This window comes from Paenibacillus sp. FSL R7-0333 (assembly GCF_038000365.1).
In the GTDB taxonomy this organism is placed as follows: Bacteria; Bacillota; Bacilli; order Paenibacillales; family Paenibacillaceae; genus Paenibacillus_AQ; species Paenibacillus_AQ silagei.
The window spans coordinates 829,426-845,571 of sequence record NZ_JBBOBZ010000001.1 but is presented as its reverse complement, the minus strand read 5'-3'; the positions used below and the strand labels follow the sequence as shown (position 1 = coordinate 845,571).

The following is a 16,146-nucleotide window of genomic DNA, read 5'->3' as shown; positions in this document are numbered from 1 at the left end:
ACTATGTTACCACATTTAGATATTACGCATTTCTTTATCTGCTCCGCCGAGTGTGATTCTATATTTGAGCCCTATGTATGGGTAATTCCTATTCTATCTACGCAGCTTCCCAGCAATTATCTCATTCCTATCCTGCTGAGCGGCAGATGCTCTGCCTCCAGTCTTTTATACAGCGCTTCCGCTTCTCTGAGCAGCTGCATATCCCCGGAGCGGGCAGCCATCAGGAGTAGTTGATCGGCCTGCCTGCGAAGAATATCTGCGGGTACCTCAGGCTTGTTCTTCATCCGGGCCTCCTGGGCTTCCGCGATTAGCGCCTCTGTCTGCAGCAGCGCCAGATGCTTCTCCACATGGAAGCAGGAGTTGGCCCCCAGCAGGCCGGTATGATGGGAATATTCGATTCCCAGCTTCTTGAGCGGCAGCTCGCGGATACGTTCCACCGTAGGCTGCTTGTATTGCCATTGCAGCCAGAGGGCTTCATGTATGCCTGCAGGCATACCAGCCATCATGAATTCCAGGGCGATGTACCTGCGCTGCCCGGAATGGATTTTGCCTAGCTTCAGGAGCAGTGACCTCCCCTCTCCTTCTTCTGCACTACAGCCGTAACATCCTGTTACCTTGACATGACTTTCGAGCCAGACACGCAGCTCAATATCCCGGGCTACCACCTTGCGGCTCTTCTTGCGGGAATCCTCCCCTTGTAGCGCTCCCTTCCACTCCACGAGCAGCACTATTTTCTTGGCACCGCCTGCCAAAATACGCTCCTGGCTCCATGTAAACAACGTCTGAATACTTGCTTGCATATTTCCACCTCTTTCTTAATTTGGGTCTTCTATTAATGTACCAATATTGGCGGACAACTCCTTGTCATGGAATGTATGTTCGGTCCTATAATATCGACAAAAAAAGAGCCAACCTACCCCAAAAGGTGATTGCCTCTTTATGAAAGTCTATTCTTTTGTCAAAATATGACGAACAAAGTTTTACGCATTACATCAATCGGACCCGTCTGCCCGCCTTCTCATGCCGGAAGAACAGCCCAAGGGCCCAGGTTGCACACAGCAATGCCAAGAGGAAGAACAGGAGTGACCACACAGGGGCCGGTAAAATGGTCAATCTGGCCAGATTCGCCGCGTCCCCTGCCCGGGAAGGCGTCACGACGGAAGCATAGACCAGGAATAAGGTCCCCATCACAGACTCCTCCAGGGTCAGGAACGCAAGAAACAGATAGTACACCTTGCTGACCTTCGGCCAGAGGAACAGCATCGCAGCATTCAGCAGAATGAAGCCGCTTAGCCAGATCATCCCGAAGCCGCCCCGTACATACAGCACAAGCATAATCAGCGCGACCAGGCTGGTCAGAACAAGCCCCCATTCCCGCTTATCTCTACTATAGAAATAGAAGAGCAGCAACGCGAACAGTGAAGCCAGAGGATAACCCGCCAGCGACACCAGGATCGCCTTGCCTCCGGCAGCAATCGCCGAATAGGTCACACCGCTGTGATCAGAATACAGCTCAATGCGCAGCACATTGCCGGAGAGCAGCAGAGTCATCAGCGCGTGGCCGAATTCATGGAACATGGTATCCAGATTACGGAATAAGGAGGAGAACGGAATAAACCGGGTCAACAGGGCGGAGCCCGCCAGGAACAACAGTGTTTTGAGCCATCTATTCATTGAATACAGCCCCTTTCCGTTCACAGTATACGTTAATTTGCAGCGACACTCAATATTATGGAAACCATCCCTGCCTTAACACTGTATTACCTCTTGGTTCTCTCCATAGACACAAAGGGTAATTATGCCTACAGCCGCCCGGGTTGTTCAAACAGCAAGCAGCTATGATAAAATAGGAGGACAATTAGCTCTAACAGGTGGTGATCAGTTGATGAAAAGACGGGTAACAGGAGTGATGCTGAGGCTGCTGGGTTCTTCCCTGCTTATGCTTGGCCTTACTCTCACTTGGCCTGCCCCCGAGGCCAAGGCCAATTATCTGAATGATATATACAATGGAATACAGAGCTTCTCGGAGCTTCCCGGAGAAGTCACCAAGCTGCAGGAGAGTTACCAGAAGACTGCAGAAGAGCTTCAGCAGACGAAGGAGGATCTCGGTGAAGCCAAGGAGCAGCTGACGGACAGCCTGCAGCAAATGCAGACGTATCAGTCCCAGAATGCTGCCCTGCAGGAGCAGAACCGCCAGCTCAGCCAGGTCGTGGACGAACTGAAAAATGACCGCACGGCGAGAGAGAACTACTTCAACCGGATCAAGGTGACGGTCATCTCCGGGATTGCTCTTCTGCTGGGCTACTTCCTGCTGATCCGGGTGCTGCGCTTCACGATGCGGTACCGCTCCAGAAGAAGCGACCGGCTGCGTTAAGGAGGATGAAGAATGAACATTGACATTCAGGATGAAGGCGACAGCGGCAGCGGACAGGCGGTTGCTTTTACCGTTCAGGAGAACGAGGAGGTCCATGTGCTGCATCCGCAGCAGATTATTGCTTACCAGGGCCCTTCGGCGGGACGGGCCGACCGGTTCATGGATGTGAAGGGCATGTACCGCAAGCGCAAGCTGATCCGGGCGGATCTGATCGGCCCTTGCCGGTTCACAGCCGCGCTGCCGCCCGGCTACCGGGTCAAGACCATCCAGCTCGACAGCAAAAGCGATCTGCTCTACGACTTCAGGCACCTCTTCTTCTACAGCAAGGGCGTCACGATGCAGACAAGAGTGCTGAGCATGAAGAATATGCTGATTACCCGGGATATCGTCAAGGTCAAATTCTCCGGCCGCGGCAGCATCGGCATTCTCACGGAGGGCACGGTCTGCGAAGCCGAGCTGCATCCCTTCGATCCGCTCTATGTCGATGCCGGCAGTATTATCGCTTATCCCGAGAATGCCAAGCTTGAGCTGACGGTGTACGGCAACCACCTCGCCAGCCAGCATATGAGCTATCACTGGAAGATGACCGGCCATGGGCCTGTGCTGTTCCAGGCCGGACGCCAGAGCAGACGCTTCGAGCGCGACAATAATGAAGACGGTATTATCAAACGCTTCCTGCGGGAAGCCCTGCCCTTCGGCGGTGTATTTATTAAGTAAGTGGAAACGGCATTGCCGTCCTTTTAAAGGACGGTACCGTTTCAGCGAGAAATAGAAGGATAAGTTATTGTGTGCAACATATAAATTCTTATATTTTAAGCAAAGAGCGCCCGCATGTATAACGGAGGCCACTGAAAAAGTCCATAAAGAACTGAAAGAGACATTCGACACAAAGAATGTCTCTTTTTTTCGATACAATTAAAGAATTAAATCAAAGGCTGGTGGTCTTCATGCTTCCTAAGCAGCAAAGTTTTATCTTGAGCCCGTATATCGAACTTTACAATATACTCATTCCAAAAGATAACTTGTTGCGGCGCATGGACGAGTTGGTGGACTTCAGCTTTGTTTATGAGGAACTAAACGAAAGGTATTGCCAAGATAATGGACGAACCGCGGTAGACCCGGTCCGAATGTTTAAATATCTACTGCTTAAATCCATTTATGACTTGTCTGACGGCGATCTTGTGGAACGCACCAAAACCGATTTGTCGTTCAAGTTTTTTCTACATATGGCGCCAGAGGAAGAGGTTATTGATTCTAGTTTACTGAGCAAATTTCGTAAGTTGCGGCTGAAAGATATGAAGTTGCTCGATATACTCATTGGTAAAACGGTGGAGATTGCCATTCAGCAAGGAATCATTCGCAGCAAATCCATTATTGTCGATGCTACCCACACCAAAGCCCGCTATACCCAAAAAAGTCCGCAAGAGTTGCTGCGAGAACGTTCCAAAAAGGTACGAAAAGCAATCTATGCCTTAGATGAATCTATGAAAAGTTCCTTTCCAGTGAAGCCCGTTACGAATGTACTGGAAGATGAAATCGGGTACTGCCAAGATCTCATTGAGGTCATTGAAAAGGACGGACGTTTTACCGGACTCCCCAAGGTCAAAGAACCCTTCAATCTATTGAAAGAAACCGTCGCTGACGATGTCGAACAGTTGCAGACTTCTACTGATCCAGATGCCAAAGTAGGCCACAAAAGCGCAGATTCCTCATTTTTCGGGTACAAGACCCATATCGCGATGAGTGAAGAGCGAATCATTACGGCAGCGACCATTACCACGGGAGAACGAAACGACGGGAAGGAATTGCAAACTCTTATTGAAAAGAGCAAAGCTGCGGGCATGAGCGTAGAGACAGTCATTGGAGACAAGGCCTATTCAGAAAAAGACAATATTGCTTACAGTACGGAGCAGGGCATTGAACTTGTGGCCAAATTACATCCACAGATTACGCAAGGAAACCGAAGAAAAGAAGACGAATTCGATTTTAATAAAGATGCGGGTATGTATGTCTGCAGAGCCGGGCATCTGGCCATTCGAAGAGCACGGCAAGGCAAAAAGGGACAGGGCAAAAACCAAAAGGATACCTACTTTTATGATATTGAAAAGTGTAAGCGATGTCCTTTAAAGGAAGGGTGCTACACAGAAGGCGCTCGGAGTAAGACCTACTCGGTAAGTATAAAGAGCAACGAACATGCCAAGCAAGCTGTGTTTCAGGAAAGTGAACCCTTTAAGGTCAAAGCGAAAGAGCGCTACAAAATAGAAGCCAAGAATAGCGAACTCAAACACAGACACGGGTACGATGTTGCATCTTCCACGGGTTTAGTTGGCATGGAGATTCAAGGAGCCATGGCGATATTCACTGTTAATTTAAAACGAATATTGAAACTCATGGAGTAACCAAAGTTGAAGAAATAGGTAAGAAAAAGACGACGTCCATTCGGAGAAACCGAATAACGTCGTCTTTTAAATACGTTTTTTTACTTTTTCTAAGAAAGGCTAGTTTTTCAGTGGCCTCTGTATAACGCGGGCGCTCTTTTATATGTCCGATGCCGGAGTTACGCCAGATAAGCGTTCAGCATCCAGGCTGTCTTCTCTACACTTGTCCGGATTCCGATCAGCAGATCGGCGGTAGGCTGGTCGCTGACCTCCTCTGCGCTAGTAATGCCCTGCTTCAGCTCTTCAGCTACGGCAGCGAAGTCTTGAACCAGCTGTGCCACCATTTCCTTGGCGCTCTCACCGCCGGCAGCTTCCTTCAGGCTGGAGAGCTTCAGGTACTCTGCCATCGTAGAAGCAGGACGTCCGCCGATGGCGAGCAGCCGCTCAGCCAGCTCATCCACATAACCCGCAGCTTCATTGTACAGCTCTTCGAATTTCTCATGCAGGGTGAAGAATTGGGTTCCGCTGACATACCAGTGGTAGTGATGCAGCTTCACTCCCAGCAACGTCCAGTTCGCGGTCTGACGGTTCAGAACAGCATGCAGTGCAGTGTGGCTGTTAACTTGTGTACTCATTTAAATAACCTCCCGGAATGTGTATTCTACAATATATTGTATTTAGACTCGTTCTAAATCTATATACAATTTAACACACTTTTTACTGTATTGCAATCTAATGTCCCGCATCCTTGATGTACTGCACATTCTAGCACTCCTCCGGGAGGCTATCCTATAATTTGAATCACATCTCTGCAAAAGCACATGGATTGACATAAATCACCCGAACCGGAAGAGAAGCTTACATCCTCCCGTAGGATGTCCCTTATACCGTAGGGATATCCGTCTCTGCCGCCCGTCCCAGTCCGCTGCGGAAGATGGCACGCATCTCCTCCCGCTTGCTCTTGGGGCTAAGCACATATACCGTATCTCCGGGCTCAATCACCGTGCTGCCATGCGGCGTCACGATGGTCTTGTTCCGTATAATGGCCGTGAACAGAATATCGTCCGGCAGGCCGATCTCTGCAATCTGCATGCCGGATATCGCCATCTGCCGGTCGATTCCGATATGATTGAATTCGGAATCAGTCTTCCCTAGCGCGACAAGCTCCATCAAGGATGGCTGGGACGCCTGCTCACGCCCCACCAGCCTCAGCCGCGAGGCCAGGGGTGAAATGGTTGTTCCCTGAATCACTGCCGAGGTCAGAACAACGAAGAATACGACATTGAAGAACAGCCTGCCATGCGGCAGCCCCGCGAGCAGCGGGTAGGTCGCCAGGACAATCGGGACGGCTCCCCGGAGCCCGGCCCAGGAGATCAGTGTCTTTTCACGGAAGGAGAACCGGGACAATAGCAGGCTGAGGAATACGCCGAGCGGCCTTGCCAGGGCCATCAGGATGACGGACAGCAGCAGCCCCTGCCAAGCCACAGCCGCCAGCTCCTGCGGGAAGACCAGCATTCCGAGCAGAATGAACATGGCAATCTGCATCATCCAGGCAAAGCCATGACTGAAATTCATAATGGTGCGGTGGTACACCAGCTCGGAATTCCCCAGCACCAGCCCCATGACATAGACGGCAAGCAGTCCGCTGCTGTGCACCATAGCCGAGACTCCGTAAGTCAGAACTGCGAAGCCTACCGCCATGACTGGATACAGCCCGGTGGAGTCCAGATTGATCCGGTTAATCAGATACACTGCCAGCTTGCCGATGATGATCCCGACCAGCAGCCCTACCCCCATCTCCCAGAAGAACGACAGCACCAGGCTCCAGACTGCGGTATCCGGGTGCTGCACCCATTCAATCAGCGACACGGTAAGGAATACAGCCATCGGATCATTGCTGCCGGATTCGGCTTCAAGCGTCGAGGTCAGCCGTTTGTCGATATTTTTGCCGCCCAGCACGGAGAATACTGCCGCCGCATCTGTGGAGCCGACAATGGCCCCGAACAGGAAGCTCTCCGCCCAGGGCACCCCGAGTATAAATTTGGCAAAAACACCAACGATCACCGCAGTCAGCAGCACTCCGAGTGTAGCCAGCGACAACGCCGGCTTCAGAATCGGGCGAATATCCTTCATGCTCGTCTGCATCCCGCCCTCAAACAGAATCACCACCAGGGCAAAAATGCCGGCAATCTGCGTGAGCGAAGCATTGTTGAAATAAATAAAATGGCTGAGGACCATGCCGGCTGCAATAAACAGGACCAGGGCAGGCATGCCAAAACGGGTGGAGAATTTGGTGGAGAGCACGGCGATCAGCAGCAAAGCCGCCAGCAGCAGGATGATTTGATCTGCAAGATGAGTCATGAACCGGTTCACACCTTTCCCGGGAGCGGGTATTCGCCTTAGCCCCATGTATTTTATAGTATGTGTATGATTCGTTAGATAGAAAAAAACCCCGGTGGGCTGAATTCCACGGAGGTTATTATGCCGTCCTTCATTCTCTTGAATACACCTGCAGCTCCTGAATGGACCAGTAGTTGCCTCCGGAGCCTGTCTGGGTAATCTTGATATGCCGGGTCTTGACCGGAGCAAACGTAATCTTGGTCTTCTCCAGCTGGCCTTTGCCCGCTGCGACCTGTCTCCAGCTCTTGGCATCCTCCGATACGTGGACAGTGTAGCCGCGCGGATAATCATATGGCGATAAAGGGTAATCCATATCTATAGCTTCTACCGTATGTTCTGCGCCCAGATCAATCTGGAAGTACTCCCCCGAAGCCTGATGCTTGACCGTATCCCAGCGGGTCCGCCGGTCTCCGTCAATGGCACCTGCCGGATTGGAAGCCTCCTTACTCACACTGGACGTCACCTTCCAGCCTGCCCGGTCCAGCGGGACAAGTCCGGTTGCTGTAATCTGTGTCTTCTCTGACATCACACCAGAGCCGGACACTCTTACAGCATAAGTATAAAGTGTGCCTTCCTTCAGCTTGCTGTCGTTGTACTCCGTTCCCTTCACTGCTGTAGCGATGACCTTCAGCTTCTCGTCCGGGCCGTCCGCCCGGAGCACTTCATAGCTTGCTCCGGGGGCTTCCAGCCAGTTCAGATGCATCGATAATCCCTTGACAGCAGTCGCCTTCAGGCCCTGAGGCGCCGTATCCGCCACCTCGGAGGAAGGCTCCAGAATGTACTGCACGCCTTCTCCCGGAGCCAGCGTCTCCGTGAATTCCAGCTCCGGCGAAGCGGCTCTGCCGGTTACATAACTGCGGGCCTCCGCATAAGTATCGCCCTTGCCGAACCGTTCTCCTTCGTACACCGTTTTCTTCGGCATAGTGATCTTAACCTTAACGGTCTGCTCGGTCTCCTCGAAATTGACGAAGTTCACCAGCACCTTGTTGGATGTCGCCTTGCTGCCCGCCAGCGGCTCAAGCGTGGAGGTGTCCACTGCTCTTACGTAGACCAGCTTATCCTTCAGCTCCTCCTTATTGCTGATCTGGTAGGTCAGCGGAGCGCCGTGTGTAGCATAAGCCAGATCCAGCCTGCGCATGATACTGACGCGGGATTCTTCGCCTTCCTTGGTGTAGTAGATCTCTGTAGCCGCCGGATCATGATCCTCCAGATTGAAGCCGTATTTGAACAGGCTGAAATTTTTGAAAAAGGCGGCATGCTGCACGAACATCTCGGCATAGCCGATATGTGCCCGCATAATCCGGTCGAACACCGCTGAAGTCCGCTCCTTGGCCCCATATTGATACGCGTCCACATGGGAGTCCGAGGTGCCGAACTCGGTGGCGAGCATTTTTTTGCTAAGGCCGTCTAGCGAGCCCCCGAAGGTCTTCAGGTTCTCCGTGAAGCTCCCGCCCTGTCCGAAAATATAGGAATCCCCATAAGAATGGCCATTCGTCAGATCCGTTACCGCTTCAAGCTCATCGCGCTGCTTCGGATCGCGTTCCCAGCCGTCGGGGTCTCCGCACTGCTTCACCGGCCCCTTCTGATTGCCGCACGAGTCTTCGCTGTAGCCCGGCCAGTAGGCCCATCCGGGTGCAACCGTCTGCAGATGCGGTGCGATCGTCTTACCCTTGCTGTTCAGCCACCCGGCTATGGCCAGATTGACCGCTTTGGAACGGTTGAACAGACCCGGTTCGTTATCCACCTCGTAATACTGGAAGTACGGGCTGTACTTCTGGAAATATTCCGTCAGCTTCTTCTCGGCATCCTCGGGCAGCGATCCGTCCGCCTTCAGCTTGATATCGCCTGTGTAGAGATAGAGCGCTACGGCCTGCATATTGTAATCCTTCAGGACCTTGTAATACTCCTCCATATTCTCACACGAGCGGCCCACATCGCTGGCACAGCTGGTCCGCATGATATTGCCGCTATAGGCTACGCCCAGCCACTTCATAATATAGGGCAGATGCGTAACCGCCCCCTCGTCAAAATAAAACTGCTTGTTATTCACCACCGTCCCCGTCAGCGTATAGCTGCCGTGAATCGGCTCCTTAATCGGAGACTTCAGCGCCTCCAGACTCAGATTATCCCAGGTCCACCAGTTGTACTTATCCTCAGCCTCTGAGGAATAGATTCCCCTGGCCGTCCGCAGCGTCAGCTCGTTGGTGCCGCTGATGAGCTGCTCTTTGGGAATGTACAGCTCATAGGTTTTGCGGAAGTCGTATTTGCTGCCTGTTCCGGCAATCCCGGCGATCTGAATAATGCCTGAGAGCTGACGGTTGGAGAACACGCTCATCTGGGGAACGGATTTGTAAGCATCGATAATGCTCACGCGAAATAAGACCCCGTGCTCCGGGATCTTATCCAGCTCATACTGAATCCGCAGCTCCGGGTTGGTCTCCCCGTGCAGGCCGGAGGGCAGTGACTTCAGCTCTGCCGACTTAGCAGTAGTTGAAGCTATGCTGAGCGTCTTCTTCACCCCGTTTGAACCTGCCGCCTTGAACTCACCGGCAGAGCCGTCATGCTTGCCAAGCTTCCATAGAACAGTTCCTTCCGGCATCTCAGGACCGGCATCCTTGGCCGCCGACAATGAAGACAGATCCACATCATCTTCACCGTCCTTCGTCCCGTAATCTCCGAAGACAGAGACGGACAACAGAATCAAGATGATCAATGCTGCAAATTTTAGTAGCCTGTGGAGATATTTACTGGGTTTCTTTTGAACTCTAGTCCTCATTCCCTTGTCCTCGCTTTCTTCCGGAATTCTATGCTGTACCGGTTACGTCACACTTCTTCTGCGGGGGCTTCCTTAAGGAAGCGTCAGCGCACTCTGGGGAATAATCATCTGCTTCTGGCTCTGGCTCCTCCACATCAGACTGACGCTGGCATCCCCGCGGTTCTCGTAATACTCCACCTTGATGGCGTAGGGGGTACCCGCAGAGAGCGTGATGCTGCCCTCCTTGCTCGCACTGCTCTGGTTCTTCCAGCTGTCGATCAGGAGCTTGCCGCCGATCCATACGCGGATGCCGTCATCCGAAGAAGCGGTGAACGTATACTTTTCACTGTAGAGAGGCTTAAGGGTCCCGGTCCAGCGTACCGAGAATGCATCCTTGGGAAGGCCGGGAGCCGGTGAATTGCCATGCCAGTTGAATTGAAGGGTGCTGTCGTTACGGGTAAGCAGCGGTGTGCCGGACAGGTCCATATTGCCATAATACTGGCCTCTCAGGCCGTTCCTTGAGCTTACAGCCGCCGCATGCGTTTTGGCACCCCCCGCGAGCTTGTAATCCTCCCGCGATACCGTGTATTTATGGTTCATGAAGCTTTGAATTTTCACGGTCGGGTTATTCTCAACCAGCATCTTGCCCCATGTCATCGTATATACCCATTTGCTTTGTTTTTGAGACATGATGACAGGGTCTGGAAGCTCTCCGCTCTCCCCGATTCCGATCGGTTTGCCGCCCGCCAGCTTCAGGAGGCTGTCATAATAAGACTGCTTGAAATCATTGTCATAAATGTCGGCGGCCAGAATATCCACCTTAGCGATGCCGGGAAAATAGGCGGCATACGGCTCAGACGACTTGTTGGGAGCATTCGGATTCCATACCCACAGCAGATTATTCAGCTTATGCGTATTCACCATGCGGTCATAGACCAGGTCCCAGAGCTTCGCGAATTCATCCTTCTGCCCCCACCAGAACCAGCCGCCGTTCATCTCATGATAGGGCCGCCATAACACCGGAACTCCGGCATCGCGCAACTCGCCCAGATACTTGGCCACTTCATCCAGCTCAGCGACCAGGGCTTTGTACTGCGGCGTTCCGGGAGTGACATACAGCTTGAATTGACTCTGGCTCAGCGGCTTCTGCACATTGGTCCATACCGGCGCGGTTCCCGGCAGATTCTGATGAAAGGTCATGGCGACAATACCGCCGCCCTCATGCCAACGGATGGCGCTGTCCACGACAGCCTGACGCTGCTTGGCAATGGTCTCCTTGGACTGGTTGCCTATGGCTCCCAGCTCATAGCCATGCAGAACGGCATAGCGGCCGGTTGTGGTGCGGAGCTTATTATTAAATTCATCGGGGCTCTCCAGGTAATCATGCTGGCCGGATATCATCCCCTTGCCGCTGAGATTACTGAGATAGCTTAACAGTGCGGAAGCCTCCTTGGAGGCCGAAGGATTAATGGGCTGTATGGGAGCGGGGGCGGCAGGTGCTGTAACCTTGGCGGCTGCGGGCAGACTGCGCCCTTCCCCCCATGGAAGCAATGAAAGGATAAGGATTAGAGGAAAAATAGTTGTATATAGCCTGTACTTATGGTAAGTGTTCAATGTAATCTCCTTTCTTCAGCCACACTCTCCGGCAGGGCCCCGGAGGTTACACCTGCCGGATTGTCTGCCTTTCTATAGCTTAGTAGCCCTGCTGGTAAGCAGGGCCATTAAGAGTGGCTTACAGGATTTATAATTGTAACGTCTTAACCAGTAACAGCGCCAATGTTGAACACAGCTGCGGACCTTATGAGCTTACTAAGCGGACGGGAGGAACAACGCGCTTGCCGGAATGGTTCCTTTGGCCTGGCTTGGACTCTGCCACATCAGCCGCGCTTTTGCATCCCCTTGATTCTCATAATACTCTACCTGAATATCATACAGCTCGCCTGCGGTCAGGCTGATGCTGCCCATGCGTTCGGTGCCGCTCTGCTTCACCCAGCTGTCAATCACAAGCTCACCGTTCACCCGTACGCGGATACCGTCATCGGAAGTGGTGTAGATCTGATAAGTCTCCGTGTAGAGTGGCTTCATCTTTCCGCTCCAGCGGACAGAGAAGAAGTCTATGCCGATAGCGGCATCCGGCGTGCCTTGGCGCCAGTTGAAATCAAGCACAGCATCGGTACGCACTACAGCGGGTTCGCCCGATAGCGTTATGTTATTGAAGTATTCCGCGTACAGTCCATTGGCAGCAGGAACTTCTACCGGCGGATCCGCCGGTGTTGCTGTAGGAGAAGGAACGGGAACAGGAACCGCTGTCGGCGTAGGCACCGGTGTTGGCGTTGGTGTCGGTGCTGGCGTCAGTGTTGGTGCTGGTGTTGGCATTGGTGTCGTTACTGGTGCCGGCGTTGCTGTCGCTGCTGGTACCGTTGTCGGTACTGCTGTTGCAGCCGGAGCAGGTATGGATGTGTTGCCTGCTCTGGAGAAAAGCGCACTTGCAGGTACGGTTCCCTTCACCTGGCTGGGGCTCTGCCACATCAGATGAACATTCGCATCGCCTGCATTCTCGTAATACTCTACCTTGATATCGTACAGTTGCCCGGCAGTCAAGGCTATACTTCCTGTGCGGGCAGTTCCGCTCTGCTTGACCCAGCTGTCAATGACTGCTGTGCCGTTCACCCACAGGCGGATACCATCATCCGATGTAGTATAGAACTGATAGGTCTCGCTGTAAGCGGGCTTAATCTGGCCGGTCCAGCGGATCGAGAAGTAATCCGCGCCGAGTGCGGTATTAGGAGTACTCTGACGCCAATTGAAGCTGATGACATCATCGGTACGCACCATAACCGGTGTCCCCGAGAGCGTCATGTTCTTGAAGTATTCACCAAGCAAGCCATTCTGGGCAGGCTTACTCTCCGTATTACCGGAGGTTGGGACCGGCTTCGGAATCGGCGCAACGGTTGGTGTTGCCGTTGGTGTCGGTGTTGCAGTCTGCGTTGGTGTTACAGTCGGCGTTGGTGTTGCAGTCTGCGTTGCGGTAGGCGTTGCGGTAGGCGTTGGCGTTGCCGTTGGCTTAGGAGCCGCCGCCGGAGCAGACCAGGCCTTATATTGGTCACGGGTCAGTGTGTAGCTGTCATTCATAAAATTCTTGATCGTAGCCGTGCTGTTATTCTCATAGAGCATCTTTCCCCAGTTCATCATGAACACGTAATTCTGCTGGGTCAGCTTCAGCTTCGAGATGTTCGGCATTTCGCCGTTCTCGCCGATGCCGATCGGTTTGCCGCCAGCCAGGCTGGTCAGATCATCATGATATTTATTGGAGTAGTCGTTATTATATATATCTGCTGCCAGCACATCCACTCTGTCCGCGCCCGGATAGGTCCGTGCATAGGGATCAGAGTTGGCATTCGGCGCATTCGGGTTCCATACCCAAATCAGATTATTTAACTGGTGAACGTTCACGAACCGGTCATACATAATATTCCATAGTGCAGTGAAGTTGTCTTTCTTGCCCCACCAGAACCAGCCGCCGTTCATTTCATGGTACGGTCTCCAGAGGATCGGAACCTTAGCATCCCGCAGACTTTTCAGAGAGACAGCTACTTTATCCAGATCGGTGATCAGCGCATTATACTCTGGTGTCCCTGGAGTTACGTATTTGTTGAATTGTGCCTGAGTGATTGGCTTCTGCACATTGGACCATTCGTACTTGGTGCCCGGCAGATTCTGGTGGAAGGTCATGGCGACAATGCCGCCCGCTCTGGACCAGTTCGTTGCACTCCAGACGATATTTTTGCGTTGTGCAGCTACTCCGCTCTCGCTCTGTCCACCGATTGCTCCAAGCTCATAACCATGCAGTGCGGCGTATTGTCCGCTTGTTCCCTTCAGCTTGTTGCTCAGCTCATCCGGACTTTCGAAATAGTCATGCTGCCCTGTAATGATTCCGTTCCCGGAGATCCCATAGAGACTGTTCAGCAGCTTGACCGCCTCGGCTGAGGCATTAGGGTTCACGGGCGCTCCTGTAGAGGAAGCAGCCTTGACAGTGGACGGGGCGATTCCCAGTCCCACGGGTACAGCAGACAATACCACGGCCAGCGACAGCACAGCGCAGAGCAAACGAGACTTACGGTAAGTTTTCACAATATTCTCTTCCTTTCGGTAGCCAGGCTGCCACTCTTGCGAAGGCCCTATAGCTTTGCGTCCCTATCTTTCGATTAGGTTTGCCATTGTCGTTTTGGAAGGATCAATCCCTCTTACCGTAAGTATCGTCGATATGCAAATTTAATGTAGAGTAAAAACAAATTTTGTCTGAAAAATAGTTCTAAATGCCTGATTTAAAATTGTAACAATTGGTTAAATAGATAAGTTATACCTACGAAATGAACTGATGTAGATCGATATCCTCCCAGTCCAGGGTAATACGGATATTGTCTTCCTCTACCAGCTCCGACCCCGTCTGCACCTCAATGAACTCCACATCGGTAAGAGCAAGAATGGCATGCTTGGTTCCTTCCGGTATCCTTACCACATCTCCCGCCTTCACCGTATGCATCTTCTCATTGATGACAATGCTGGCTTCCCCGCTGACGAAGGTCCAGATTTCACTGCGTTTGTGATGCAGCTGATAGCTGATATTTTTACCCTCGCCTATGAAAATCCGCTTGGTCAGCACCTCGTTGCCTTCGTCATATTTCACATAATCGATCACCTTGTAGTGGCCCCAGCGGCGCTCTTCGTACATCGGTCTTTGTTCAAAAGTCTTCAGCACTTCCTTGATCCGCGGACTCTCGGCCTTGTGCGTCACCAGAATGCCGTCCGGGCTGGCGGCGATAATCAGATCCTTCGCCCCGATTACCGTGATTGGAATATCCAGCTCGTTAATGAGGCAGGTGCCTTCGGAGTCAGCAGTGATGAATCCTTTGCCCACATGGTTACTGGTCATTTCCTCGGTCAGCGTATTCCAGGTGCCCAGGTCTTTCCAGAATCCAGCGTAAGGCTGCACGACGATGTTCTCTTCTTTCTCCACCACTTCGTAATCGAAGCTAATCGAGGACAGCAGCTTATACTGCTTCTGCAGCTCCTCGTAATTGAGCGGCAGCCCTTTGCGCTGCAGGATATCCAGCAGGTAACCCAGACGGAAGGCGAACACTCCGCAGTTCCAGAGCGCCCCCTTGCCGATCAGCTCCTCGGCCTGCACACGGTCCGGTTTCTCCTGGAAGTGGCTCACTTGCAGGTAACCATTCGCTCCCGCATCTGCGCCCGTTGGAATAATGTAGCCGTATTTCTCCGAAGCATGCTCGGGAACTACGCCCATCAGCGCCAGGTTCGCCCCGCTCACCAGCATGGTGTTCTCCAGCTGCAGCACCGTTTCGAAAAAGGAGGATTCCACGTATGGGTCCACCGGCAGAATCGCCACGGTCTCGCTTGGGGACACCCCCGCGATGGAATACAGGTAGGCCGCCGTCAGCGCAATAGCCGGGAAGGTATCCCGCCGTTCCGGCTCCACGATGATCGGCACCCCGCTGCCGAGCTGGCTCTGGATCATCTCCACCTGGCTGCGCCCGGTCGCCAGATACGAGGACCCGGCCATGCCGTTCTCCTCCAGCTGTCTCCATACCCGTTGTACCATTGATTCCGGTTCACCTGCCGGGCTTGCCAGTACCTTCAGAAATTGCTTGGAGCGTGAATCATTGGACAACGGCCAGAGCCGCTTGCCGGAGCCGCCTGATAGAAGTACTAGTTTCATAGTGAACCCTCCATATCGTATTGTTATTGGGTATTTCTTGTTGCGGAGCTGTGTGGTAAAAACCCGCCTGTTATGAGGGTCGCTGCAAGGAATTTTGGGCTTACGGCCGCTGTTGTATTTGGATTTCCTGATTAGAACCGCTCCTCGCGGTAGAAATCCAAATACAAAGGCGGACGCTAACGCTCCTACAGCTCCAAAATTCCTCTCCGCTCCATTTCATAACAGGCTGTGCTTTTACATCCGCTTCGCCCGCAGGCGAAGCTCCCGGCTAAAGATCCGATCTTGCCGCTTGTTGTAGCGGCAAGGGGCCAGGATGCCGCTATGCTTGCGCGGCAGCAGTGGTAGCCTGGTTGCCGCTGCTGTTGCAGCGGCGAAAGATTCAAAGGCTCAGAGACTCAAAGACTCAAAGACTCAAAGACTCAAAGACTCTTAAGTGCCGCTTGTTCCAAGGCGTTGCCGCTGACCTAGCGGCTGGAGAGAACAAGAGTTCCAAGACAATGGA

The 16,146-nt window shown here is 52.7% G+C and carries 11 protein-coding genes and 1 riboswitch; of the genes, 3 read left to right on the top strand and 8 right to left on the bottom strand.

All coding sequences use genetic code 11. The annotated features are described in order from the left end of the window. Positions 1-116: 116 nt before the first annotated feature. Both MKY86_RS03520 and MKY86_RS03515 read right to left on the bottom strand, forming a co-directional pair. Positions 117-800 (bottom strand): hypothetical protein, encoded by a 684-nt coding sequence (locus MKY86_RS03520; protein WP_076081015.1) that lies wholly within the window; start codon positions 798-800, stop codon positions 117-119. A gap of 187 nt (positions 801-987) precedes the next feature. Beyond that, positions 988-1,674, bottom strand: coding sequence for a M50 family metallopeptidase (locus MKY86_RS03515; RefSeq protein WP_076081013.1), 687 nt, complete (start codon positions 1,672-1,674; stop codon positions 988-990). A 208-nt stretch (positions 1,675-1,882) separates the two neighbouring features. Between MKY86_RS03515 and MKY86_RS03510 the strand changes: the two genes are divergently transcribed. From MKY86_RS03510 to MKY86_RS03500, 3 genes are all read left to right on the top strand, one after another. Further along, positions 1,883-2,374, top strand: a complete 492-nt coding sequence (locus tag MKY86_RS03510) for a hypothetical protein (RefSeq protein WP_143803785.1) — start codon at positions 1,883-1,885, stop codon at positions 2,372-2,374. 12 nt (positions 2,375-2,386) lie between these two features. After that, positions 2,387-3,091 carry an AIM24 family protein gene (locus tag MKY86_RS03505; RefSeq protein WP_076081008.1) on the top strand — a complete coding sequence of 235 codons (705 nt, stop codon included), beginning with the start codon at positions 2,387-2,389 and terminating at the stop codon, positions 3,089-3,091. Positions 3,092-3,321: 230 nt separating this feature from the next. Further along, positions 3,322-4,773, top strand: coding sequence for an IS1182 family transposase (locus tag MKY86_RS03500; RefSeq protein ID WP_036726139.1), 1,452 nt, complete (start codon positions 3,322-3,324; stop codon positions 4,771-4,773). A gap of 158 nt (positions 4,774-4,931) precedes the next feature. Here MKY86_RS03500 and MKY86_RS03495 read toward each other — a convergent pair whose 3' ends face one another. The 6 genes from MKY86_RS03495 to MKY86_RS03470 form a co-directional block, all read right to left on the bottom strand. Beyond that, complete coding sequence (locus tag MKY86_RS03495) at positions 4,932-5,387, bottom strand: Dps family protein (protein ID WP_076078998.1); 456 nt, start codon at positions 5,385-5,387, stop codon at positions 4,932-4,934. Between the two features lie 247 nt (positions 5,388-5,634). Then, positions 5,635-7,113, bottom strand: a complete 1,479-nt coding sequence (locus MKY86_RS03490) for a potassium/proton antiporter (RefSeq protein WP_076078997.1) — start codon at positions 7,111-7,113, stop codon at positions 5,635-5,637. 130 nt (positions 7,114-7,243) lie between these two features. Continuing rightward, positions 7,244-9,928, bottom strand: coding sequence for a discoidin domain-containing protein (locus tag MKY86_RS03485; protein ID WP_083684965.1), 2,685 nt, complete (start codon positions 9,926-9,928; stop codon positions 7,244-7,246). 72 nt (positions 9,929-10,000) lie between these two features. Next, a complete protein-coding gene (locus tag MKY86_RS03480; RefSeq protein ID WP_076078996.1) occupies positions 10,001-11,521 on the bottom strand; it encodes a glycosyl hydrolase in 1,521 nt (506 codons plus the stop codon). A 195-nt stretch (positions 11,522-11,716) separates the two neighbouring features. Then, positions 11,717-14,038, bottom strand: coding sequence for a PA14 domain-containing protein (locus MKY86_RS03475; protein WP_340826156.1), 2,322 nt, complete (start codon positions 14,036-14,038; stop codon positions 11,717-11,719). A 14-nt stretch (positions 14,039-14,052) separates the two neighbouring features. Further along, a riboswitch (cyclic di-GMP riboswitch) is annotated at positions 14,053-14,133 on the bottom strand. Positions 14,134-14,270: 137 nt separating this feature from the next. Beyond that, a complete protein-coding gene (locus tag MKY86_RS03470; RefSeq protein WP_076078995.1) occupies positions 14,271-15,644 on the bottom strand; it encodes a sugar phosphate nucleotidyltransferase in 1,374 nt (457 codons plus the stop codon). Positions 15,645-16,146 lie beyond the last annotated feature (502 nt).